We start from the raw sequence: 24,858 nt of genomic DNA, 5'->3' as shown, positions 1-24,858 counted from the left end.
GAACACGTCATCAAGGATGACTACATTTTGTTACCTTAATCGACAGAAGCGAAATATGTTTCCATCAGGTCAAGACGTAACATCACGATTACCGACAATAGTGGAAGAAAATCATGAAAAAGTGGCGACATTTGTTTTGCGCGCTCGCGATCATGTCTTCGTGTGCGACGGCATCAGGCGATGATGATTTTGACGACGATGAACTACAGGTTCAGCGTTGGGCTGTACTCGGCGATATGCAGGCACAAAATACTCTGGCGTTGTCGTATCTGAATGGCGACTTTGGCTATAAGAATGTGGACGAGGCCCGCTTCTGGCTGAAGCGCGCAGCCGAACAGGGGCATCCCGGTGCGCAGACCAATCTCGGTCTGCTGTACTTATCCAGTCATACTAATGCAGAAGAAATGCAGCAGGCGGTGGATCTTTTGTATCAGGCTGCCGAGCAGGATTTTGCTGCGGCTCAGTTAGTATTGGGCTCGTTACATGAATCCGGAACACTGGTGCCGCATAGTTACAGCGAAGCTGCGGCCTGGTATCAGGATGCTGCCGAGCAGGGCAATGCGAGCGCACAGTATCACCTGGCGATGTTGTATCTCAATGGGTGGGGGGTGCCGAAAGATGAAAAGCAGGCGGCATCGTGGCTCAAACTTGCCGCTGTTCAGGAATTATCGTCCGCTGAATTTGAACTGGGTCGTCAGTATTTGTATGGCGCTGGTGTGCCCAAAGATATTCTGCTGGCATATCAGTATTTACTCAAGGCCAGCATCAATGTCGGCAGTAAAGCGATCGATAGCCGGGATCTGGTGAATACCGGGCTGACAGCCGAACAAATTGCCACCATTCAGGAAGATAGCCGTCACTGGCAATTCAAATCCTGAATTTTTAAATCCTGTATTGCTTACAGAAATTTTTCTTCAAATTCACTGGCAGATATCGCTGGTGAAAACAGATAGCCCTGAAATTCATCGCAGTGCATATTCAGTAGAAAATTTTTCTGTTCCTCAGTTTCTACGCCTTCGGCAATGACTTGCAGCTTCATTGCATGGGCCAGATGAATAATCGCCGTCACAATTGCGACATCACTCTCGTCAGTTGGTAATTCATCGATGAAAGAACGGTCAATTTTCAATTTATGAATTGGAAAACGCTTCAGATAACTGAGGCTGGAGTAGCCGGTTCCGAAATCATCAATCGATAATTTCACGCCTAGTTTTGCCAGCGATTCCAGTTTCTTTAAATTCTCTTCGACGTCGCGGATCAGCACGGATTCAGTCAGTTCCAATTCAATTTTATCTGGGCTTAGCTGATGTTCTTCCAGCGTCGCTGCAATCGATTCAACGAAATTCGCCTGTTGAAATTGCAGTGCGGAGACATTGAAACCCATCCGCAGCGAATAACCAGCGCGATTCCATTGTGCGGCCTGACTGATCGCCGTTTGCATGACCCAGTTACCGATAGGAACAATGACGCCGGTTTCTTCGGCAATCGGAATAAACTGTGCCGGGCCGATTTCGCCGAGATCTTTATCATTCCAGCGCAATAAGGCTTCAACACCAAAGATTTCACCGGTACTCAGATTGATCTGCGGCTGGTAATGCAAACGGAAGCGATGATGTTCCAGTGCCTGACGCATGGCGTGATCGAGCTTCATCCGCGATAACAAACCGATGTTCATCTGGCGCTGATAGAAGCGGAAATCCGAGCGTCCACGTTCCTTGACGTGATACATCGCGCTGTCGGCATTTTTGATCAGATCATCCATGTTAGTGCCGTCATCAGGGAACAGCGCAATACCGATACTGGAGGTCACGGTAAAGCTCATTCCCTCCAGATTGATCGGTACGGATAATTCTTCCAGCACGCGCTGTGCACAGACTTCAGCGCCGGCTGCATCGGCCTCATGCAGCAATAACACAAATTCATCGCCACCGAGACGGGCGGCGGTATCGACCTGACGTATACACTTTTTAAGGCGTTCAGTTACTTCCAGCAGCACCCGGTCGCCGAATTGATGTCCGAGTGAGTCATTGATTTGTTTGAAGTGATCCAGATCCAGAAACAGTACGGCAAAATTGCTGTTGTCCCGTCCTGAAATCATAATCGATTGTTTGATCCGCTCGGATAACAGCAGACGATTCGGCAAGCCTGTCAGCGCATCGGAAAAGGCGAGTTCCTCGATTTTTTGTTTGGCGACGTGCGTTTCTGTTCTGTCTTTAAAAAAGCCGATGTAGTGCAAAGTTTTGTTGTGATCGTCCTGTACTTTGACCAGTGTGATCATGCACAGATAGGCATGTCCGTTTTTGCGACGATTCCAGAGTTCGCCCTCCCAGCAGCCCTCTTTTTCCAGCTTTGCCAGTAACTGATCAATCAGATCAACGTTACTTTCAGCTGCAAAAAAATCGCGCGGCGTCTTTCGCTGCATTTCGCTTTCGGTGTAGCCACTCAGACGTTCAAAACTGGGGTTGGTGGTGATGATGCGTTGATCCCGGTCGGTGATGAAAATCGCGTCCGTACTGGATTCAAACACTTTTGCCGCCAGTTGCAAGCGCGCTTCATCAGCGAGTTTTTGCGTAATGTCCCGATACGAATATACCCTGCCGATAGGGCGTCCGCGGGCGTATTGCGGTAAGGTCACGCGTTCCAGAATTTTCCCGGAACGCAGTACCAGCACATCACTGGCTTCCATCAAGGGTGAACGGCTGATCGTGCCGAGGCGCTCGGTATAACGATCTGCGTCTATCATGCATTTATCCATCCATGCATAAATCGCCGCATCGTCTCTCTGCGTCATCAGTTCATCGGGCAAGCCCCAGAGATCGGCGAACAAATGGTTATAGCTGCGGATAGCACCGTCGAGATCGGTGACGAGGATGCCATCAGCGGTGGATTCCAGGGTCGCCCGCAATTCGGCGATCAGTTTTTCCAGTTCATTTTCGGTCTGTTTCTGGCTGGTGCGGTCTCTTACCGCAACCACAAAAATGGAGTTATCCATCCCAACTCTGACCAGACTGACCCGGCGTTCGACCTGCACCACCGTTTTATCGGAGCATTCGAGCAGGGTTTCAGAGTAAATATTTTCCGACAAACCCGCCGCAACATCTTCCCAGAAAAATATATCTTCAGGCGCCGCAGCCAATTCCACAATACCTTTGCCACGCAGACTTTCTTCCGGCACTTTTAACAATCCATGAACGGTGCGATTGGCTGCCAGTATGCGTAAGGTAATCGGATCGACCAGAATGACGGCTTCCAGCATGCCCTCAATCAGCGCCTGTAGCTGGTGCGATTTCATAGCTGACCTTCGTTTGACTTGCCTGTCCGGGCTTCCAGTCCGCGCTCAAAGAAATAACATAAACGCTTGCGTGGCGACAGGTAGTCGTATGCGGCCTTGGGTAACTGCAATGGCTTCAGGCTGCGGTGTATGCAAAGTAGCTGTTCGTGTTCGAGGTTGATCACCAGCGCTTCGTCGCGGTCTATCGTCGGATCATGAATAATGATTTTTGGTTTGATCGGACGGGCAGAATTGACGGATACCACCAGCGCATATCTGTCATCGCTTAACTGCACCACTGAGCCCGGCGGATATATTCCCATCATGCGGATGAAGGTCGTCAGCGTCAGTTCGTGGAAGCGGGTTTTGTATTTGGTAAATATCTGCGACAAGGCTTCATGTGGCGTCAACGCCAGTGCCGGATTCGCCGGATTGCACAGATTGTCGTACTGATTCACCAGCGCGACGATGCGGCTCAATGGCGACATTTTTTCACCCGGAATACGACTCGGGTAGCCGCTGCTGTCGTGGTGTTCGTGATGCTGTGCCATCAACAGCATAGCGTTGGGGGCCAGATCCATTTTGCGTGCCAGATTCACACTGTGCATCACATGTTCCTGATACGCGAGTTTCTCAGGGGCACTGAAATGTTCATCGATCCAGCGCACCCGGTCCGGCAATTCGATTTTACCGATGTCGTGCATGAGCGCACCGACGCCCAGATTGAGCATGTCGGTCTTATTCAGATCCAGAGCTTTACCCAGCAACAGCGAAATGACGGTGACGTTGATTGAATGCAGAGAAGTCTTTTCGCCGGCTTTTTCTGACAACAGGCGGATGGCAGCCTCATCTTCGCTGAGTATCTGCCCGAGAAAGCCTTGAATCAGTTGTTCGACCAGTTGCTTCGCCAACCCCGGTTGCGCATGCACATGCTCGGAAACTTGTTTAAAAGTCTGCGCAGCGTGATTGAATTGCCGCTCACAGACCTGCAGACTGGCGGCCTGACTGGCAAGCAAGGCCCGGCGTCGTCGTAAAGCGTGTTCTGCCGGTGTTTCTGTCACGTTAGAGACAATGGTATCGGCAGGCGGTGTGTTATCCGCGGCTGCATCGGCAGCAGAACTTTTATCGGGAGCATAACGGACGCGCTCTATTCCCAACGAGCGTATCGTTTCTATCTGTTCCTGCGTGCTGATTTTGAAATTGCTGATCGGAAACGGATGATCCATCCAGCCCACGTCCAGATAGACGTACATTCCTATCCGCAGTTCGGATAGTTCGATAAATTGGGTATGAATGTCAGTCATCGCGTTTGCTGACAAAAGACCGGCAAGATGGAAGGGGATAGCCCCGTGGTATTTTCAATTTTAATCATTTAAAAAGCGAAATTTTTAACGGAAAACAGCTTTTTGTAAAAAATACCACGTTATTTTTTTCCAATACTAACTGAAATCTTCCCGAAAAATGACATGTGCGGGTTTAATTCTTTGTCGATGTTGTTATCGAATACACGACTCAACTGTAGAGTGTTGTATGGTAGCAGAAGAGCGCTGTTTTTTTTAATCGCCATCCCGTTTGCGGAACGCCAGCCAGCCGGCAATGACCGTAAATGTCAGCACGATCGCCACCACGATCCAGAAGCCGTATTCGTGTTGCGCGAGTGGAATGCCGCCGACATTCATGCCGAGCAGACCGGCGATCATATTGATAGGCAAGGCCAGTACCGTGACGACAGTCAGCACAAACAGCGAGCGGTTGTTTTGTTCATTTTCGCTGGCGGCAATTTCTTCCTGCAACAGCTTGATACGTTCCTGCAACGACGCCATGTCGCTCAGCACGACCGCAAACTCCTCCGTGGATTGGCGTAGTTCCTGCACGTCACTTTCTGCCAGCCATACCGGCGGTTTTTGCAGCAAGCGGAATAAGGCCGCAGGTTCCGGTGCCAGCAGACGTTGCAGGCGCACCAGCACGCGCCGGATTTCACCCAGATTGGCGCGTTTTTTGTTCAGCCTATCCGCCAGTAAATGGTCTTCGATGTCATCAATTTTTTTGATGACATTGCGCACGATGCCGATCAGCACATCGGCCTGATCGCGTAACAGGTGCGTCAGCAACTCGCTGGGAGAATGGAAAATTTCACCGTGATTGACGGCATTGCGCAAGCGATCAACCGACTGCAAAGGCTTGCGGCGCGCGCTGATCATGATGTTATTGGTCACACTCAGCCACAAGGTGGCAATATCCGATGCTTCAAATGCAAAGTCGTGCAGCACATCGTTGATGACGGCAATCAGATTATGATCCGCATGTTCAATCCGGGTTGAACGCGAACCTTCGTGCAGGGTTTCGTAGAATTCTTCCGGCAGTTGCACGTGTTCATGCAGCCATTTTTCAGCTGCGACATTGGTCAGATTGAAATGCAGCCAGATAAAGCTGTTGTCATTCGCGGCACGCGTCGTTTGCAGCCAGGCCAGCGCTTCGTTGGTGTGCAGCGTTTTTCCTGCCTGACCATGGGAAAACAGGTAGCCGCAGATTAAACCAGACTGATCTGAGCCATACGATAAATTATCCAGCACCATCTGATTTCCTGCGCAACGATAGAGCCGCTATTGTAAGACAGCACCTGTACCGATACCGACATTTTTACTGCGCAGCCGATCAGATTTCATGCGGGCGTCACAATCCCTGACGCCTCGCACTTATGTCGGTGAAACTGGAAGCAGGCGCATGCAAAGGCCACAGAGTGCTTCCCAGTGGCTAAATATACTGGGGGGAGTATTTTTACAAGGCCAGTAAATACGCTGAGAATTGATATAAAACGCCATATACCCCCCATTTTTCTGATAAATGGCTACAAATTCGGTGCTAACCAGCGTTCGACTTCTTCCTTCGCCACGCCGCGTCGTGTCGCCATATCCATGACCTGATCGTCGCCGATTTTGCCGACGCTGAAGTATTTGGATTCTGGATGCGCAAAATAGAAACCGGAGACCGCGGCACCCGGAATCATCGCCCATGATTCGGTGATATGCATATCGATTTCTTCGCATTGCATTTGCGTGAACATCGCGGTTTTAACCGTGTGTTCCGGGCAGGCCGGATAGCCTGGTGCCGGGCGTATGCCCTGGTAGGATTCTTTGATCAGCTCTTGATTGCTGAGTTTTTCATCGGCGGCATAGCCCCACAGATCGGTGCGGATGCGTTCGTGCAGATATTCAGCGAAGGCTTCGGCCAGACGGTCTGCCAGCGATTTCAGCATGATGCTGCTGTAATCGTCATGCGCGTCTTCAAAACGTTTTTCGTATTTTTCGATTCCCAGACCGGCTGTGACAGCGAACATGCCGATGTAGTCCGCTATGCCGCTGTCTTTCGGCGCGATGAAATCAGCGAGGCATTGATTCGGACGCTGTATGCCATCGACCAGCGGCTTCTCAGTTTGCTGGCGCGTGCCGTAATAGGTGAATGCGACCTGGCTGCGGCTGTCGTCGGTATAAATTTCGATGTCGTCGTCATGCACGCTATTCGCAGGCAGCAAAGAGACGACGCCGTTCGCTGTCAGCCAGCGGCCATCGATGATTTTCTTCAGCATCGCCTGACCTTCGGCAAACACTTTGCTGGCAGCTTCACCAACGACGCTGTCGGTCAGAATCGCGGGATACGGGCCGGCCAGATCCCAGGTCTGGAAGAACGGACCCCAGTCGATGTACTGCGCAATCGTTGCCAGATCGACGTTTTTAAATACACGACGACCAATGAATTTTGGTTTGACCGGCGCGTTCGCACCATCAAAACTGAGCTTCATTTTATTGGCACGCGCTTGCGCCAGCGTCAGCAATGGTGTGGTTTTTTTGTTTGCATGTTGCACGCGGATACGTTCGTAATCCGTCGCCAGCTCACCAATGTACTGATCACGGCTTTCCGGCGTCAGCAGTGATTGCGCGACCGATACCGAGCGCGAAGCATCCGGCACATACACGACCGGGCCTTCATAATTCGGTGCAATTTTCACCGCAGTATGCGCGCGGCTGGTGGTGGCGCCGCCGATCAGCAGCGGAATCTTCATCATGCGGAAATGCGGATCGCGCTGCATCTCTTTTGCGACATACGCCATTTCTTCGAGTGATGGCGTGATCAGACCGGAGAGACCGATGATGTCGGCGTTTTCGGCTTTGGCTTTCGCCAGAATTTCCGAACACGGCACCATCACACCCATGTTCACGACTTCAAAGTTATTACATTGCAGCACGACGGTAACGATATTTTTACCGATGTCATGCACGTCGCCTTTGACGGTGGCGATGACGATCTTGCCTTTCGGTTTATTGTCGCCGCTGCGTTTTTTTTCTTCTTCAATAAACGGCACCAGATGAGCGACCGCCTGCTTCATCACACGCGCCGATTTGACCACTTGCGGCAGGAACATTTTGCCCTGACCGAATAAATCACCGACGATATTCATGCCATCCATCAGCGGGCCTTCGATCACTTGTATCGGGCGGCCGCCATTGTTCATAATCGTGGCGCGCGCTTCTTCGGTATCTTCAACGATCCATTGCGTGATGCCATGCACCATCGCGTGCGCGAGGCGTTTTTCAACCGGCTCGCTGCGCCATTCCAGTGTGGCTTCTTCTTTCTTGCCGCCCGCTTTCAGTGTCGCTGCAAATTCGATCATGCGTTCGGTGGCATCTTCCCGACGGTTCAGCACCACGTCTTCCACGCGTTCACGCAATTCGGGATCAAGCTCGCTGTACACGCCGACCATACCGGCATTCACGATACCCATCGTCATACCAGCCTGAATCGCGTGATACAGGAAGACGGTGTGGATCGCTTCGCGTGCCGGATCATTGCCACGGAAAGAGAAACTCACATTCGAGACACCACCGCTGATTTTTGCGCCGGGTAAGTTTTGATGTATCCAGCGTGTCGCTTCAATGAAATCGACCGCGTAGTTATTGTGTTCTTCAATACCGGTGGCGACCGCGAAAATATTCGGATCGAAAATAATGTCCTGCGGATCAAAATCAAGTTGATCAACCAGCAGGCGATAAGCGCGTTCGCAGATTTCGATTTTGCGTTGATAGGTGTCTGCCTGGCCTTTTTCATCAAACGCCATCACGATCACCGCTGCGCCATAACGCTTGCACAAGTTAGCCTGACGCAGAAATTCTGCTTCGCCTTCTTTCATCGAAATCGAATTGACGATGGCTTTGCCTTGCACGCATTTCAAACCAGCTTCGATCACACTCCATTTCGACGAATCGATCATCAGCGGTACACGGGCAATATCCGGTTCCGACGCGATCAGATTCAGGAAGCGTGTCATGGCTGCCAGCGAATCGAGCATCGCTTCATCCATATTGATGTCGATGACTTGTGCGCCGTTTTCCACTTGCTGGCGGGCGACGGCTAAAGCGTCATCGTATTGCTCGTTCAAAATTAAACGGGCAAAGGCTTTCGAACCCGTGACATTGGTGCGTTCACCGACATTCACAAACAGAGATTGTTCATCGATGGTGAAAGGCTCTAAACCAGATAAACGACAGGCCGGCGCAATCTCAGGAACGACGCGTGGCGCCTGGGTTTGCAAGATATCGGCAATCGCTTTGATGTGCGGCGGCGTGGTGCCGCAGCAACCACCGGCGATGTTGATGAAACCGGCTTCAGCAAATTCTTTCAGCAAGGCGGAAGTGTCGGCTGGCAGCTCATCAAAACCGGTATCGCTCATAGGATTCGGCAAACCGGCATTCGGATAAATACAGACGAAGGTGTCGGCGATTTTGGACAGTTCTTCTGCATACGGCCGCATCAGCGCCGCACCGAGTGCGCAGTTCAGACCGATGGTCAGCGGCTTGGCGTGACGCACGGAATTCCAGAATGCAGGTACGGTTTGCCCTGACAAAATACGGCCCGATGCATCCGTTACCGTACCGGAAATCATGATTGGTAAGGTTTTGCCAGTTTCTTCAAAATACTGATCAATCGCGAACAACGCCGCTTTGCAATTCAGCGTATCGAAAATCGTTTCGACCAGCAGCACGTCGGCGCCGCCTTCTACCAGACCACGGGTTTGCTCATGGTAGGCAGCCACCAGTTGATCGAACGTGACATTGCGCGCTGCCGGATCATTCACATCGGGTGAAATCGAGGCGGTTTTTGGCGTTGGCCCCAGCGCACCGGCGACGAAGCGCGGTTTGTCGGCGCTGCTGTATTTATCACAGGCAGCGCGGGCGATTTTTGCCGCCTGCACGTTCATCTCATAGGCCAGATGCGCCATGTGGTAATCGTCTTGTGCGACGGTCGTCGCACCAAAGGTATTGGTTTCGATCAGATCGGCACCGGCGGCCAGATATTGTTCGTGAATTTCCTGAATGATGTGCGGTTGTGTCAGGGTCAGTAATTCATTGTTGCCTTTGACGAATAATTCCTTACCCGGAACCGCAAAATCCTTGAAACGCTCGCCACGATAATCTTCTTCCGTCAGCTTGTAACGCTGGATCATGGTGCCCATCGCGCCATCCAGGATCAGGATGCGTTGTTGCAGCAATTCGCGCAAACGGGTTTCGGTGGCGGAAACAGGCAGGGTTCTGGTCATGATCTTTACTCGCATCGTCGTATCAATAGGACTGATGCAACATTGTTCCGGCAAGGCATGGCGACGCAGGCAGTACATTAGTACGACCAGAAGCCATTACGCCGCCGGGGCGATGTTGCATCAGTCCAGAAAAACAAAACCCGATCGGCTCATGCATGCAGGCGGATCGGGCGACGTCCTTTTAGCAGCACTTATTACGCGCCCGCAATCTGAATCTCAAATCGGCGCTGGGAAGTGAAATTATACGTCAGATCAAGGACTTGGCGCCGTGGTTGCCGCTTTTTACCGGGTTTTGCTTATACATTGTGGTTAGATCGATATATGCTGACCGTCTGAGGACGACACTTTTTTGCGTAAGTGTTAACAAAAAAGGGCATATCCTCAAATGAGAGATATGCCCAAAGGGAATACAAAGGGAATACGTGTAACGATTAAATTTACAGTGTTGAAACGTGTGCGATTAATGCTTTTTATGGCGGGTGGCGATCAGGCTGGCAATAATAGAACCGCCAAGAATCAGTCCAATCACCATCAGTGAAACATCGGTCGGTACATGCATCCATTTCACGATCAGCATCTTGATACCGACAAACATCAGCACAAACGCAAGACCGAATTTCAGTAAGTGGAAACGGTCTGCCATATCGGCCAGCAGGAAATACAATGCCCGCAAACCCATAATCGCGAAAATGTTAGAGGTGAACACGATGAACGGATCGGTTGTCACGGCAAAAATCGCCGGAATCGAATCGACCGCAAAGATCACGTCGGATACTTCAATCAGGATCAGGACCAGCAGCAACGGCGTAAAGACGCGCTTACCATCGACCTTGATACTGAATTTTTCTTTGTGAAACTCTTTGGTAAATGGCAGTAATTTCTTGGCCAGTTTCAATACCGGATTGGCATCCAGATCCGGCTCTGCTTCTGTCGACACCAACATGCGGAAACCGGTGATCAGCAGGAATACGCCAAACAGATACAACACCCATGCAAACTGCGTGACAACCCAGCTACCGGCGAGAATCATTATGACGCGCATGACGATCGCACCCAGAACGCCGTACAGCAAAACTTTGCGCTGATATTGCGGCGGTACTGCAAAATGGCCGAAAATCAGCAGGAAGATAAAGATGTTATCGACCGACAGAGATTTCTCGATGACATAACCGGTCAGGAATTCCATGGCTTTGGCGGTAGCGATCTCACGCCCGACGGTTTCCGTCAGATACATCCACAGACCAAAATCAAATGCCAGCGCCAGGCTGACCCAGACAACGGACCAGGCCGCCGCTTCCCTGACGCTGACTTTGTGGGCGCGCGAACCACCCAGCGCCACGACGTCTATGGCTAACATCGCTAAGACAAATGCGATAAACGCGACCCACATCCAGGGTTGAGCGACGGTATGCAACATGATTTACTCTTTTTCGATAAATCCCAGCAATTGCAGCAGGCTGGTGAACAGATTAAAGATCGTGACGTACAGATTCACGGTCGCCATGATGTAGTTGGTCTCGCCACCGTGGATGATATTGCTGGTTTCAAACAAAATCATGCCGGACATCAGCAATACCATGACTGCAGAAATCGTCATCGACAGGGCTGGAATCTGGAAGAAAATCGCGCCCAGACTTGCTACCAGTGCGACGATCATGCCGACCATCAGGAAACCGCCCATGAAGCTGAAATTACGTTTGCTGACCAGTACGTATGCAGATAAACCCATGAAAATCAGACCAGTCATCCCCATTGCTGTCATCACGATGGAAGTGCCGCCTGGCATTTTCAGATAATGAGAGAGGATAGGATCGAGGGTGTAACCCATGAAACCAGTCAGTGCAAACACACTGGCAATACCCCAGGCGCTGTTACGCAGTTTGTTGGTGGCAAACAGCAATCCAAAATAGCCGATCAGGGTCAGAAAGATACCCGGACCCGGAATCGCGAAAGCGATGGTCGCACCAGCGGTCAATGCAGAAAACAATAAAGTCATCGACAACAACATATATGTGTTGCGTAAGACTTTCTGACTGTCACTGGCTGTGGTGTCGATATAGTCAACGGTTTGCACATCATGTGCAGTAGAGCGACTCAAGATTTTCATGCTTTTCTCCTGAAATGTTGAAGTCTGATGAAAAGACACAGGACCTCCCCTTCTCAACAGAAGGTGGAAACAGTCTAGTGGCAAGAGAATTGAAAGAAAAGTCGAATATAATTGATGAATACTTCGTAAAAACCGATGTTTTATAGTCGATCTTTCTTTTATGCCCGCACTGAATTACAAACACCTGCATTATTTCTGGATGGTCGCCAAGTCAGGCAGTATTGCGCGTGCCAGTGAACAATTGCATCTGACACCGCAAACTATCAGCGGACAGCTCGCGCTGTTTGAAGAAATGCAGGGCGAGACTTTGTTCCGTAAGCAGGGGCGAAATCTGGAACTGACAGAGGCTGGCCGCTTGGTGCTCAGTTATGCAGAGGATATATTCGCACTGGGGCGGGAGCTGGAAGAAGTGCTGCATCACCGGCCGACGGCGCGCACGGTGCAACTGCGTGTCGGGGTGTCGGATGCAGTGCCGAAGACAGTCGCGTATCAATTACTGGAGCCCGCGATGACTCTGCCGCAGACCTTAAGAATTAATTGTCGCGAGGGTAAACTCGAATTGCTGTTAGCGGAGCTGGCGATGCATAAACTGGACGTCGTGTTATCCGATAGCCCCATGCCGGTGACAGCGAATGTTCGTGGCTATAGTCATTTGCTGGCCGAATCCGGCATCAGTTTTTTTGCAACGCGCGAATTGCGAGCTCGCTTGACTGGCGCATTTCCTGAACTGCTGGATGGTGCGCCACTGTTATTGCCGGGCGAAGATGCTGCGCTGCGCGGACGTTTGTTGCAATGGCTGGATCAGCAACAATTGCATCCAAAGATTACCGGTGAGTTTGACGACAGCGCGCTGATGAGCGCATTCGGTCAGGCCGGTGCCGGTGTGTTTGCTGCGCCGACTGTCATCGTTGACCGTGTGATACGTCAGTATGACGTTGAGCTGATTGGTCAGACGCAGGCCATTCAGGAGCAGTTTTACGCGATATCTGTGCAGCGTAAATTGACTCATCCAGCAGTGCTGGCCATCAGTCAGGCTGCGCAGCAGAACTGGGTGCAAGCATTTTCACCAGGAAAATAATCCGGAAGCAAACGGTGCCTTGAACTCATATGGGGTTTGCTATAGCAACGAGAAAAAAAGCACCTGAGAAATCAGGTGCTTTTTTAAGGCTGTGTTACTAATACTTTACACTGATGTTTGATCAGCGACGACCCAGCAGCGATTTGACAGTACGATCCATAGGGACAGCGTAGTCATACGTACTGAGGACAATATTGTCGACCGGGCGTATCAGTTTCAGGTTAACGAAAACCAGTTTTTCACTTTCCGCATACGTGCCGACGATGACGGCTTGTGCCTGATGATTTTGTGCAACTTCCTTAATTTCGCGCGTCAGCAGCAGTTCACCGACATTTTGCTTGATCAGTACTTTGTCACGGAATTTCATTTCCAGCATTTGATATCCAGCGCGGGAAAACTGACCGGAAACTTGCTCAGCAACAATACGTCCGAATGGAGAGGACTCTTCCAGCACATTGATATTCGCCAGCGTGGCAACGATCAGCGGGCGCGATTTATCCAGAGAATTACCGGCCGCAGCGATCAGGGCTGTTGCTGCTTTCTGATTAGTCGGGATAAATTCGTTCGTTTCAGCTTCTTTCCAGGACAAGGCGGCTGTCGATGTCGATGTGCTGGCTCCGGTGAGATTCATATTTGAGCAAGCGCTGAATAACAGACCACAACTTACTGCAAGTGCAATTTTCTTTACCATGATTAGCCCCCGATCACTTTAAAATTAAATTCAGTTTCTTTATTGTATAAAGACGCGTCATATTCATTGACGGGATACGCATCAGTCCTTCGTGCTACGTATTGTGCGTTTTTTATCAGTGACGTCGTCACAATTACTTCATAAACCGATGTTGTGCTAGTCGTTGACGGGCCGAAAACAAAACGGCGGTTGACTTGACGATCAGTTGAGAAGCGCACTAATTGAGTATCGATATCGACGATTTGCGCTGTACCATCATTGAATTTTCTGACGGTCACACCTTGATTGACCAGCGACGTTACTACCTGAGTGTAAAACGCCTGACTGAATTTACTAGAATTTTGCGGCGGAGTGACAAATACTGGAGCACCAATTTTATCGGTGCCTGATTTGATCTGGTCAGCAACATCCTTGGCGATCAATAACCAATTTGAGACGACTTGAAGTTCAGTAGCAGCGGTCTTAGTGTTGTTATTGTATGACGCGTTAGTGTTATTCAATGGGGTTGAGCAACCGGCCATCAGCATGACGGTAACAGCAACGGGAACGATTTGTTTCATGCACTTCCTTTTCTAGCGTTCGGGTCAGGGATTTGGGCGGCAAAATCCAGCGCACACCATTAGTTAGCGTAAGAGAATACAACAAGTCTCGCAGAGCAACAAAGAATTTACTTGTAACCAACAGTGAATCGGAATAATTCCTGCTTAATGTGGGAATTGTGTATAAAAGTCCCCCGATTTGTCGTTTTTTTGCTTCACATTCAATCGGTTCAGGTTCGATTGAATTGCATATCCGGAGTCAGGGGAAAGCCTTGCAGGAATTCTGCAGCAGGTAAACGTTTTCCTCCTGGCTTTTGTAGTTCGGTCAGTTTCAGTACGCCTTCCCCACTGGCAACCAGAATGCCTTCCTGAGCGGATGCCGTCAGAATTTGCCCCGGAGCTGCGCCGGTTTTATTCGTTGTGACCGTTTGTGCAGCCCAGATTTTGATCGTGCTGTTGCCGTACTGAGCATGTGTACCGGGAAACGGATTGAAGGCGCGGATTTTTCTTGCCAGTACCTCTGCAGGCTGGTGAAAGTCGAGAGCAGCTTCTTCTTTGCTGATTTTGGCGGCGTACGTCGTACCTTGTTCCGGCTGCACTGTCGCGGTCAGGGGGCCTTGCTCTAACTGGTGTAAAGCTTGCACGATCATCTCGCCGCCCATCGCTGCCAATTTGTCGTGAAGGCTGCCTGTGGTCTCGGTGCTGTTAATGCTGATGCTCTGTTTTAACAGCATCGCGCCGGTATCTAAACCTTCTTCCATCTGCATGATCGTGATGCCTGTTTCGGTATCGCCAGCCTCAATGGCTCGGTGAATAGGCGCTGCTCCACGCCAGCGAGGCAAGAGCGAGCCGTGAATATTCAGGCAGCCTAAACGTGGAATTTCCAGCACAGACATTGGCAATATCAGGCCGTAAGCAGCGACCACCATGACATCGTGTTCCGTGTTGTGCAGCAAGTCGTGCGCTTCTGCCGCAACATCCGGATATTTGCCGTTTAATCTCAATGAGATGGGCTGTGCAACGGGAATGTTGTGTTCCTGTGCGTATTGCTTCACTGCGGATGCATGCAAATGCATGCCTCTGCCGGCAGGCCGGTCTGGTTGCGTGAGCACCAGAGGAATGTCAAAGCCTGCCTTATGTATGGCTGCTAAGGCGGTGGCGGCGAATTCTGGCGTCCCGGCAAATATGACTTTCATTTGCGATTCCCGGAATGGCGTTGCATTTCACGTTCTTCCTTAACCAGTTTCGTTTTGATGCGGTTTCGCTTCAGCGGCGACAGATATTCAACGAAGACTTTACCTTTTAAGTGATCCATTTCGTGTTGTATGCAGACCGCAAGTAAATCTTTGGCATGAATTTCGAATTCTTTGCCATTGGCGTCCAGTGCTTTGACTTTGACTTCGGCAGGTCGTTCGACACCGTCATAAATACCCGGTACCGACAGGCAACCTTCGTCGTAGACTTTTTTTTCTTCACTGGCCCAGATAATTTCGGGATTAATGAATACTTGTAACTGATCGTTGGTTTCGGAGATGTCGATGACAACCAGTTGTTCATGTACATCAACCTGTGACGCCGCCAAACCGACGCCTGGCGCGTCGTACATTGTTTCAGCCATGTCCGCAATCAGTTGCTTAAGACGTGCATCAAAGGAAGTTACCGGTTTTGCCACTTTGTGGAGGCGCGGGTCGGGATAACGCAGTATATTTAGTATGGGCATATTACATTTCGCAACAAGCTGGTTTAGCTTTTGCGCTGTTTTTCTTGCTAGTTCAAGGATTTATGGGCAGAATTTGATCCAATTTGGCAATTATTATAAGCAGATTGCATGCTTGCTTGCCTGTTTGCTGTATGACAGCATCTCGTATCGGATATTGTTTATGAAAAAGTTTAGCACAATCGCTGCCATCCTCGTTGGCAGTCTGCCATTCGCTTCCAGCTCTGCGTTTGCAGCTCCGGGAGAAGCGACGATTGCGCAGGCTCAGGCTGTGGCTCGCAGCAGCAAATGTGCTTTTCTGCCAGATGCTCCGGATAAGCATGTCGTTGTCAGCGGTGATACCTTGTGGGGAATTTCTTCTAAATTTCTGCAAAATCCCTGGTGCTGGCCACAAGTGTGGGGCATGAACAAAGAAGAAATTCGTAATCCGCACTGGATTTATCCAGGGCAGATTGTTTATTTTGACCGTGCGAATCAGCGCCTGCGCCTCGGGAATGTTTCCGGTAACGGTGTTGTCGGTGGTGTTCCTACTGTCAAATTGTCACCTAGATCCCGTGTTGAGGGATTAGGGGCGAATGCAATTCCGGCTATTCCTGCATCAGCGATTGAGCCTTTCCTCGTACATCCGATGATCGTTGAGGTCAATACACTGGAGCGTACTCCGCGCATCGTCGCGGCACCGGAAAGTAAAGTGAATATGGGGCAGGGCGAAAAAACCTATGTTCGCGGTGATCTTGATGGTGGTACCTCATTTCAAGTATTTCGTCCTGGCGTTCCATTGAAAGACCCTGATAATGGCAACATCATTGGCTACGAAGCTGCTTTTGTCGGCACAGTAAAGCTGGCGCGCGAGCCAGATGATAATAACGACGTTTATACTTTCAACGTTGTTAATTCAAAACTGGAAATGTCTGTCGGTGACAGGTTGTTACCAGTAACGCCGACTCCGATTCTCAGCTATGTGCCTCATCCGCCGGAAGATGAGATCCGTGCGCGTGTCGTCAGTGTTTACGGCGGTGTGTCGGTTGCCGGACAAAATCAGATCATTACGATTAACCGCGGCAAAGAGCACGGCCTTGATCTTGGTACGGTGTTGTCTCTGCAACGCTACGGTGAAGTGATCACGGATCGCACTGATGGTAACCGCAAGATAAAATTACCGGATGAGCAATATGGTCATGTGTTTATTTTCCGTTTGTTTGACAATATCTCTTATGGCTTGGTGATGCAGGTCACTGATTTTGTCAAAGTTGGCGACGTCGCCAGATCACCTCAATAATCAAATGGAGGTCTGGAATTGTTGCCGGACTTCTTCTCTTGGTTAAGGCTGGAACAAACGCCGGGCGTTGGTTCTGGCACTGCCTGTAAGTTGCTTGCTGGCTTTGGTTTACCTGAGCATATCTTTACAGCAAGCTACGAGGCATTGTGTCCTGTCGTCTCGCCAAAAATCGCCCGCGCTTTATTACTCCCGCCGCAAGAAGATTTTCTCAGGTTGGTTGAGATTACTCAGAACTGGGCTATGCAGCCAGGCAACTATGTTGTCACGCTTGCCGATACGCTGTATCCACCGGCATTGCTGGAAATTCCTGACCCACCGCTGATGTTGTATGTGAAAGGGCGGCCGGAAATACTGCGACAAGCAGGGATAGGCGTGGTGGGTAGCCGGAACGCGACGGCTCAGGGGATACGAAATGCGGAACAATTTTCTGAAGTTTTAAGTCATGCCGGATTGACGATTAGCTCCGGTCTGGCCGCAGGTATTGATACCGCGGCACATCAAGGCGCACTTCGCGGTATCGGTTCGACAATCGCTGTGATCGGCACAGGTGCGGATATTGTTTATCCCGCCAGAAATCGCCTTCTGGCACATCAGATTGCTGCAGAGGGTTGCATTGTCAGTGAATACTCACTTGGAACGCCGGCGATTGCATCTAACTTCCCGCGTCGCAACCGGATTATTTCTGGGTTGACGAAAGGAGTGTTAGTGGTAGAGGCCGCTGCTCAGTCTGGCTCGTTAATTACGGCAAGGATGGCGGCTGATCAGGGGCGGGAAGTGTTCGCGATTCCCGGCTCCATCCATTCGCCGTTAGCAAAAGGTTGCCATCAGCTGATCAGGCAAGGCGCGAAACTGGTCGAGTCTGCGCAGGATATATTAGAGGAGTTGCAACTCAGCTTACCGCAAGCAGCTATTGCAGCGAGTTCGCCTCCACTAGCAGCGACGGCTGATGCATCCGCAGGCTTGCTGGCGCTGATGGGCTATGATCCGGTTCCGCTCGATGTGTTGGCATTACGTGCTGCTCTGGATGTCGCAAGTTTAACCGGGCAGTTACTCGAACTTGAGTTGTGCGGGCAGATTGAGTCTTTGCCGGGTGGAATGTTTCGCCGTCTTCATTAGGCGATGCAAAAATCATGTGCTCAACCTGGTGTTGGCTTTAAATATACTCGGGGGGAGTATATTTAAAAGCCCAGTATTGACAGAGACTTTCTGGCAAAAAATGCAGATACTGCCCCGAAATAGTTAAAAATCTCAAAAAACCGCGGGGATATCTCAGGACGGGACTTGTTTGAAACTGTTTCAGCAGATAGAGTACCGACATGTTTGATATTCTTGTTTACCTCTACGAAACTTATTATCGTCCTGACGCCTGTCCGGATACCGCCGCTCTGGTCAAAAAACTTTCCGCTGTTGGTTTCCCTGAAGACGAAATTTCTGAGGCGCTGGATTGGCTCACCGGTTTGGCAAATACAACGGATCAGTCGTTGCCATCACCATTAAGTTCAAGTGGTTTCCGGGTCTATGCTGGAGTTGAGCTTGCCGCCCTCGGTACAGAGGCGGTTGGTTTTGTTCAGTTTCTTGAGTCAGCAGGGTTATTGTCCTCTTTGCAACGTGAAATCGTTATCGAACGTGCGTTGGCTGTGAACGAGTCACCGCTGCCTCTTAATAAACTGCGCATCATTGTCCTGATGATGCTGTGGAGCCAGGGCGCTGAGCCAGATATGCTGATGTTTGACGAACTGTTGTTGTCAGATGACGACAATAGGCCCCGTCTTTTGCATTAATCGTTTCATAAACAGAAGATTTCTGGCAAAAATCGCAGCTTGGTTGCGGGTTTTGCGTTTGCACGTTTATCATTCCGCACTAACTTAGGTTAGTCTTACGCTTATTTAGCAAAAAATGTTGCTTGTTAATCATTTTTTGTGCAAAAAACATTCGAGAATTCCGAAATGACAAAAACGCTCATCATTGCCGAAAAACCTTCTGTCGCCGCTGACATCGCGAAAGCGCTTGGAGGTTTCACTAAGCATGATGACTATTTCGAGTCGGATGAGTATGTATTATCTTCCGCAGTAGGTCATTTGCTGGAAATCACCGTTCCTGAGGAATATGACGTCAAACGCGGTAAATGGAGCTTTGCGCATTTGCCGATGATACCGCCGCATTTTGCACTGAATCCTATCGCCAAAACCGAAACACGCCTGAAGGTGCTGAATAAACTGATCAAGCGTAAAGATGTTTCTGCATTGATTAATGCATGTGACGCGGGCCGTGAAGGTGAGCTTATTTTCCGTCTGATTGCGCAAAACGCCAAAGCCAAGCAACCGGTACAACGTTTGTGGTTGCAATCGATGACGCCGGCAGCGATCCGTGACGGCTTCAAAAAGCTTCGCAGTGATGCAGAAATGATGCCTTTGGCAGACGCTGCACGTTGCCGTTCAGAATCAGATTGGCTGATAGGTATCAACGGTACCCGCGCCATGACGGCGTTCAACTCCAAAGAAGGCGGATTTTATCTGACGACCGTCGGACGGGTACAGACACCGACGTTGTCTATCGTCGTCGAGCGTGAAGAAAAAATAAAGAAATTTGTTTCCCGTGATTTTTGGGAGGTTCGCGCCGAATTCGTTTGTGCTGCAGGCATTTACGAAGGACGCTGGATGGATCAGCAGTTCAAAAAAGATGAACATGATCCTGAGAAGAAAGCGGAACGACTGTGGAGTAAGCTTGCCGCCGAGTCCATCGTCGCGGCATGCCGCGGACGTCAGGGCAATGTCACCGAAGAGTCTAAGCCTGCGACTCAGATGGCACCTGCATTGTTTGATTTGACCAGTCTGCAACGTGAGGCGAATGCCAAATTTGGCTTTTCTGCCAAAAATACCTTAGGCCTTGCCCAGGCTTTGTACGAAAAACACAAAGTGCTGACTTATCCACGTACGGATTCCCGCCATTTGCCGGAAGATTATCTCGACACGGTCAAGCAGACATTGGAAACGGTTTCGGAAAGTAATAATTATCATCAGTTTGCCAGCCAGATTCTGAAAAATAACTGGGTCAAGCCGAACAAGCGTATTTTCGATAATACGAAAATCAGCGATCACTTTGCGATCATTCCTACTGGTCAGGCACCAAAAAATTTGTCTGAGCCCGAGCAAAAACTCTACGACCTCGTGACGCGTCGTTTCATGGCCGTATTTTTCCCTGCAGCTGAATTTCAGGTGACAACGCGTATCACGGAAGTGACAGGGCACCACTTCAAAACCGAAGGCAAAGTCATGACCAATGCTGGTTGGCTGGCCATTTACGGTAAAGAAGCACTGGAAGAGAAAGATACCGAAGGCAAAGGCACGCTGGTTCCGGTTGCTAAAGGTGAAAAAGTGCTGGCCGATAAAATTGAAGCGCATGGCCTGGTGACAAAACCACCGGCTCGCTACAGCGAGGCGACGTTATTGTCGGCGATGGAAGGTGCCGGCAAATTGGTGGATGACGGAGAATTGCGCGAAGCGATGGCGGGTAAGGGGCTTGGTACGCCTGCAACACGGGCGGCGATTATTGAGGGCTTACTCACCGAGAAATACTTGCTGCGCGAAGGTCGGGAGCTGATGCCGACGGCCAAAGCATTCCAATTAATGACCTTGTTGCGTGGTTTAGGCGTGGACGAACTGACGTCACCGGAATTAACTGGCGAATGGGAATACAAGTTATCGCAAATGGAGAAGGGCAAAATCAGTCGTGAAGAATTCATGCGCGAAATTGCCCAGATGACGCAAATCATCGTCAAACGCGCTAAAGAGTACGACAACGACACGATTCCTGGCGATTATGCGACGCTACACACACCTTGTCCGCATTGCGGCGGTGTAGTCAAAGAGAATTACCGTCGTTTTGCCTGTACTAAGTGTGAATTCTCTATGAGCAAAACGCCTGGTAGCCGTCAGTTTGAAGTGGCAGAGGTCGAAGAATTATTAAGCAAGCGCGAAATTGGCCCTCTGCAAGGGTTCCGCTCAAAAATGGGCAGACCGTTTGCCGCTATTTTGAAGATTGTTCCAGACACCGAACACAATAATTTAAAACTTGAATTTGATTTTGGTCAGAATCAGGACGACGGCGAGGATGGTGAGGGCGTTGATTTCACTGGTCAGACTGCATTAGGCCCTTGCCCGAAATGTGGCAGCGGCGTTTTTGAAATGGGCCTCGCTTATGTCTGTGAAAAGACTGTTGCCAAGCCTAAAGCATGTGATTTCCGTAGTGGCCGCATCATCTTGCAGCAAGAGATTTTGCCTGAACAGATGACTAAATTATTGGTGGATGGCAAAACTGATTTATTGCCAGGCTTTATTTCTCAGCGTACACGTCGTCCGTTTAAAGCATTCCTGGTCAAGGCGAAAGACGGTAAAGTGAGTTTCGAATTTGAGGAACGCAAAGCCAAGGCACCTGCCGCTAGCAAAGCAAAAGTGGCGGCACCTGCTGATGAGGCGGTAAAACCCGTTAAAAAAGCAGCGGTCAGGAAGAAAAAAACCGCCTGATATTGCGCGAAGTCAGCTATTACTGTGTTTATCTGTTCCGCTTTAAGTTGCGGCAGATGCCATTCCTTCGGTATATTGTATGAAATGATTTTCTTGCAATAAGGTATATATGGCATTGGTTGAAATACTGTCGAGCGCACGCAGAGAATTTTTTAATGCCTTTCAAAATGCCGCCACAACTCTGGTTCCACGTACAGTGGAGGCTTTGTTTTCTAAGGTAAATTCAGAAAATAGCCCGATAGAACAGGCTGACGTCGTCCGTGCTCAACTGTTGTTGCAGGAGCATCGCCACGAAATTGAACTGCAACTGACGAAAAATATGCAACAGTTGCTTGATAGGAGCATGGAAACGACCTATCAGAACTTTCGCCCCAATTTATCCGCGCTTTCCATCTCTGCCGATAATCTGAGTCTGCTTGATTCATCGGCATTTGAGAGTTCGTTGCGCTTTAATGAAGTCACACAGCTGTTCCGGAATGTCGCAGAGCAAGAGTTGATTGATCTGAATATCCGTATCGCTGTTTTGTTTGGTCAGGACGATATACGCGAGCGGGAAAATCCTTTCCGGCCTTACCTGATAACCCGTTGCATTTTTCTCGCCGTAGAAAGTTTGCGCCTCACTCAGGAAATGTTTTCGATACTGGCGATGCAGCTGGGCGAAACCCTGACGGTGGATATTCCGGGTATTTATCAGCAAACCAACGCCGAATTAGAGAAGCACGGTGTGCATGCGCATCTTTCCTTAAAAATAAATAAATCAGCAGAAACGTTGTATCCCAGAAGTAGCAGCGTCGGGACGCCGCAGAATATTGTTGCTAGCCAACAGATCAATAACGCTTTTCCGGCATTTAATCAGTTCGATTTTCCTGCGGTGGAGGATGCCAGATCGCTGCCGCCATCTTCGATCGGTAATCCGTCCATTAACATAGACCAGTTGTTTCAGGTTTTGCGCGGTAGAGAAAAAACCGCATTTTCCGGGTATAGCCCGAGTGTTGCGCCGCAAGACAACTCTTCGTCACCCGCATGGCTTGCCAATACATCCGATTTGCCTGAGCTGTTGCGAAAAACTTTTGGGCAATCACGTCCTTCACAACGCGGAAGGGATTTTGATCTTGCAAGCCAGCAAGCGCAACCGGAGGCACCTTTACCAAGCGCAGAGATGGCGCAATCTGCGATTCGGGGTTTGGTCGAGCGCTTTAGTCATTTACCTGTTCCCGTACAAATTAACGCTGCGCCTTCTGAGTTAGATGAGTTATTGATTGAAAAGGATTTGATTCGTACGCTAGGTTATTTGCACCTGTCGATGAAACCGGATCTGAGTATTCTGAATGACCGCGGCGATGTGCGTAATCTGATTCGTGAACAACGTGAGGCATTTTCAGCATTAGCTCGCTCGACAGAGGAGCTCATGATTATTGATGTGCTGGCGATGTTGTTCGAGTCGATACTATTCGATGATTTGCTTTCGAAAGAATTACGAGAGCAGTTGGGACGCCTTCAGTTTCTATTGTTGCAGTTGGCTTTGAGTGACCATACGTTTTTGAGTAACCAGCATCAAGCTGCCCGGTTGCTGCTGAACCGGATCGCATCGGTATTGCTTGGAACGCAGCATTTACCTGCGACTCAGCGCAAAATTGAAGAAGAAATTTCCAGGGTATTTAAAACCTTATCCCGACATGATTGTCGTGTGCCAGAACTATTTGAGCGGATATATAACCGATTTGATACGTTTATTTCTACAGAATTAAGAACGCAGGATAAGTTCATCAGGCGTACGGTGAAGTCAATAGAAGAAGCGCAAATCCGTTATCTGCGCGCGGAACAAACTTCCTCGCTGCTGATGGGCGGCTTGGCGAAGCTGGATGTGCCCCAGCATTTCGCTAATTTCCTGGCGACGGAGTGGGTGCGGGCAATTAACATCGCCGAGCGAACTGAGCCATCACTGGCTTCCCATTTGCGCGCACTTGTGCCGGACCTGATATGGAGCATTCAGCCAAAAAATTCTCAAGACGAACAAAGTCAGCTTTCCGCGCTGCTGCCTGGGATGTTGACTGATCTCAGGCGCGGTATTGCAATGTTGGATTGGACTCAGTTTAAACAGAATGCCTTATTGAACTGGTTGCATGAAAGGCATCGTGGGGTATTGCTGCCCGCGCAGGAATTTTCAACAGCTAAGACGTTAGCGCAGATTCGAGAGATATTTTTAAATTTTTTGGAGCAGCCAGCGGTAGTTTTGTCTGATTCCATCGAGAAAAATAAGTATCACGAGGTTGAAAAGCATCTGCATGAGGTGCTCGCAGAATTGCAGTTGAACGTTGTCTTCGTCGAAGCCAGCAAAACACAAGCTCCCCTGACAAATGAAGATGCTTTGCCGGTACTAATGACGCAGGAAGAAAGTAAATCTTCGGAAATACAGCAACGCTTATACAGTGGGGCGCCAATAGAACTCGCAATTGATAACCTCATTAAGCGAGGCTGCATTGCCTGGGTCAACCCAAATATGAGCAACCTGATATTGAGTCTGAATCAACAAGCTGAGCCCGTTATTATCAGCGACGAAAGTTTCTCCCATTATTCTGGCAATGGAGCACTGACGTTTGTTGAAAATGCCCCTCTGATAGACCGAGCCGTTCAGGCTGTACTTAAATCGGCTGAAATACTTGAGAAGCAAGCTGGCTGAACAGCCTTCGGTTTCCGTGTCTTAAACATTAAACCCTTATTCATTAAAATAATTATCCGTATTTCTTGCGAATACGGAGTGGTTTTGCTATAGTTCGGCTCCCGCTGAGAAGCGGAGGTAGAAAGTGAAGCGCTGCAGTTAAGAATGCAGCAAGACACAGTCAACAGGCCGAAGTCATGCCAAGTGATCCGATTGGTGTCCGCACAACAAAATGCGGAAGCTGAGAAGAAAAAGCGAAGCGAAAGGGTGAAGGGAGTTGACAGTGAATGCGAAGTGCTTCATAATCTCGTTTCTCTGCTGCTGACGCACACAACGATGCGAAGCGAAACTCGGAAGAGTGAAGCGGAAAAGAATTTTAGGATTCGCGGTTCTTTAACAATT

18 protein-coding genes are annotated in these 24,858 nt (G+C 49.7%); 8 read left to right on the top strand and 10 right to left on the bottom strand.

The features are described from left to right. Positions 1 to 113 precede the first annotated feature (113 nt). Positions 114 to 878, top strand: coding sequence for a tetratricopeptide repeat protein (locus tag KDM87_RS00090; protein ID WP_212677230.1), 765 nt, complete (start codon positions 114 to 116; stop codon positions 876 to 878). Positions 879 to 898: 20 nt separating this feature from the next. Here the strand turns inward: KDM87_RS00090 and KDM87_RS00085 are convergent, their stop codons facing one another. The 6 genes from KDM87_RS00085 to KDM87_RS00060 all read right to left on the bottom strand — a co-directional run bounded on the left by KDM87_RS00085 (position 899) and on the right by KDM87_RS00060 (position 11,970). Then, positions 899 to 3,292, bottom strand: coding sequence for a sensor domain-containing protein (locus tag KDM87_RS00085; RefSeq protein WP_212677229.1), 2,394 nt, complete (start codon positions 3,290 to 3,292; stop codon positions 899 to 901). Then, complete coding sequence (locus KDM87_RS00080; RefSeq protein ID WP_212677228.1) at positions 3,289 to 4,575, bottom strand: HD-GYP domain-containing protein; 1,287 nt, start codon at positions 4,573 to 4,575, stop codon at positions 3,289 to 3,291. The genes KDM87_RS00085 and KDM87_RS00080 overlap by 4 nt, the downstream gene beginning before the upstream one ends. 252 nt (positions 4,576 to 4,827) lie before the next feature. Then, positions 4,828 to 5,847 carry a transporter gene (locus KDM87_RS00075; protein ID WP_212677227.1) on the bottom strand — a complete coding sequence of 340 codons (1,020 nt, stop codon included), beginning with the start codon at positions 5,845 to 5,847 and terminating at the stop codon, positions 4,828 to 4,830. A 272-nt stretch (positions 5,848 to 6,119) separates the two neighbouring features. Beyond that, complete coding sequence (gene metH / locus KDM87_RS00070) at positions 6,120 to 9,863, bottom strand: methionine synthase (RefSeq protein WP_212677226.1); 3,744 nt, start codon at positions 9,861 to 9,863, stop codon at positions 6,120 to 6,122. A gap of 460 nt (positions 9,864 to 10,323) precedes the next feature. Continuing rightward, a complete protein-coding gene (locus KDM87_RS00065) occupies positions 10,324 to 11,280 on the bottom strand; it encodes a TerC family protein (RefSeq protein WP_212677225.1) in 957 nt (318 codons plus the stop codon). Positions 11,281 to 11,283: 3 nt separating this feature from the next. Beyond that, on the bottom strand, positions 11,284 to 11,970 hold the full coding sequence (locus KDM87_RS00060; protein ID WP_212677224.1) for a Bax inhibitor-1/YccA family protein: 687 nt from the start codon (positions 11,968 to 11,970) through the stop codon (positions 11,284 to 11,286). 160 nt (positions 11,971 to 12,130) lie between these two features. Between KDM87_RS00060 and nhaR the strand changes: the two genes are divergently transcribed. After that, positions 12,131 to 13,048, top strand: a complete 918-nt coding sequence (gene nhaR, locus KDM87_RS00055; RefSeq protein ID WP_212677223.1) for a transcriptional activator NhaR — start codon at positions 12,131 to 12,133, stop codon at positions 13,046 to 13,048. 121 nt (positions 13,049 to 13,169) lie between these two features. Here the strand turns inward: nhaR and KDM87_RS00050 are convergent, their stop codons facing one another. From KDM87_RS00050 to def, 4 genes are all read right to left on the bottom strand, one after another. After that, on the bottom strand, positions 13,170 to 13,679 hold the full coding sequence (locus KDM87_RS00050) for a FlgO family outer membrane protein (protein ID WP_212677222.1): 510 nt from the start codon (positions 13,677 to 13,679) through the stop codon (positions 13,170 to 13,172). Between the two features lie 62 nt (positions 13,680 to 13,741). Then, on the bottom strand, positions 13,742 to 14,299 hold the full coding sequence (locus KDM87_RS00045; protein ID WP_212677221.1) for a hypothetical protein: 558 nt from the start codon (positions 14,297 to 14,299) through the stop codon (positions 13,742 to 13,744). Positions 14,300 to 14,508: 209 nt separating this feature from the next. Beyond that, complete coding sequence (fmt, locus tag KDM87_RS00040; protein ID WP_212677220.1) at positions 14,509 to 15,474, bottom strand: methionyl-tRNA formyltransferase; 966 nt, start codon at positions 15,472 to 15,474, stop codon at positions 14,509 to 14,511. Further along, the gene (gene def, locus KDM87_RS00035; RefSeq protein WP_212677219.1) at positions 15,471 to 15,998 is read right to left on the bottom strand and encodes a peptide deformylase; all 528 of its coding nucleotides are present in this window, start codon (positions 15,996 to 15,998) and stop codon (positions 15,471 to 15,473) included. The genes fmt and def overlap by 4 nt, the downstream gene beginning before the upstream one ends. 160 nt (positions 15,999 to 16,158) lie before the next feature. Here def and KDM87_RS00030 point away from each other — a divergent pair, with 160 nt between their 5' ends. The 6 genes from KDM87_RS00030 to KDM87_RS00005 all read left to right on the top strand — a co-directional run. Continuing rightward, entirely contained in the window at positions 16,159 to 17,274 is a 1,116-nt protein-coding gene (locus KDM87_RS00030; protein WP_212677218.1) for a LysM peptidoglycan-binding domain-containing protein, read from the top strand. Between the two features lie 12 nt (positions 17,275 to 17,286). Beyond that, positions 17,287 to 18,390, top strand: coding sequence for a DNA-processing protein DprA (gene dprA, locus KDM87_RS00025; RefSeq protein ID WP_212677888.1), 1,104 nt, complete (start codon positions 17,287 to 17,289; stop codon positions 18,388 to 18,390). 200 nt (positions 18,391 to 18,590) lie between these two features. Further along, on the top strand, positions 18,591 to 19,055 hold the full coding sequence (locus tag KDM87_RS00020) for a Smg family protein (RefSeq protein ID WP_212677217.1): 465 nt from the start codon (positions 18,591 to 18,593) through the stop codon (positions 19,053 to 19,055). Between the two features lie 165 nt (positions 19,056 to 19,220). Next, positions 19,221 to 21,797, top strand: coding sequence for a DNA topoisomerase III (locus KDM87_RS00015; RefSeq protein ID WP_212677216.1), 2,577 nt, complete (start codon positions 19,221 to 19,223; stop codon positions 21,795 to 21,797). 109 nt (positions 21,798 to 21,906) lie between these two features. Continuing rightward, positions 21,907 to 24,477 carry a DUF1631 family protein gene (locus tag KDM87_RS00010; protein WP_212677215.1) on the top strand — a complete coding sequence of 857 codons (2,571 nt, stop codon included), beginning with the start codon at positions 21,907 to 21,909 and terminating at the stop codon, positions 24,475 to 24,477. Positions 24,478 to 24,621: 144 nt separating this feature from the next. Beyond that, positions 24,622 to 24,858 (top strand): hypothetical protein (locus tag KDM87_RS00005; protein ID WP_212677214.1); only part of this gene is annotated, 237 nt, incomplete at its 3' end.

This window comes from Cognatundibacterium rivi (assembly GCF_018139565.1).
Classification (GTDB): domain Bacteria; phylum Pseudomonadota; class Gammaproteobacteria; order Burkholderiales; family Burkholderiaceae_D; genus Undibacterium; species Undibacterium rivi.
The sequence above is the reverse complement of the archived record's forward strand: the minus strand, read 5'-3'. Positions and strand labels throughout refer to the sequence as shown.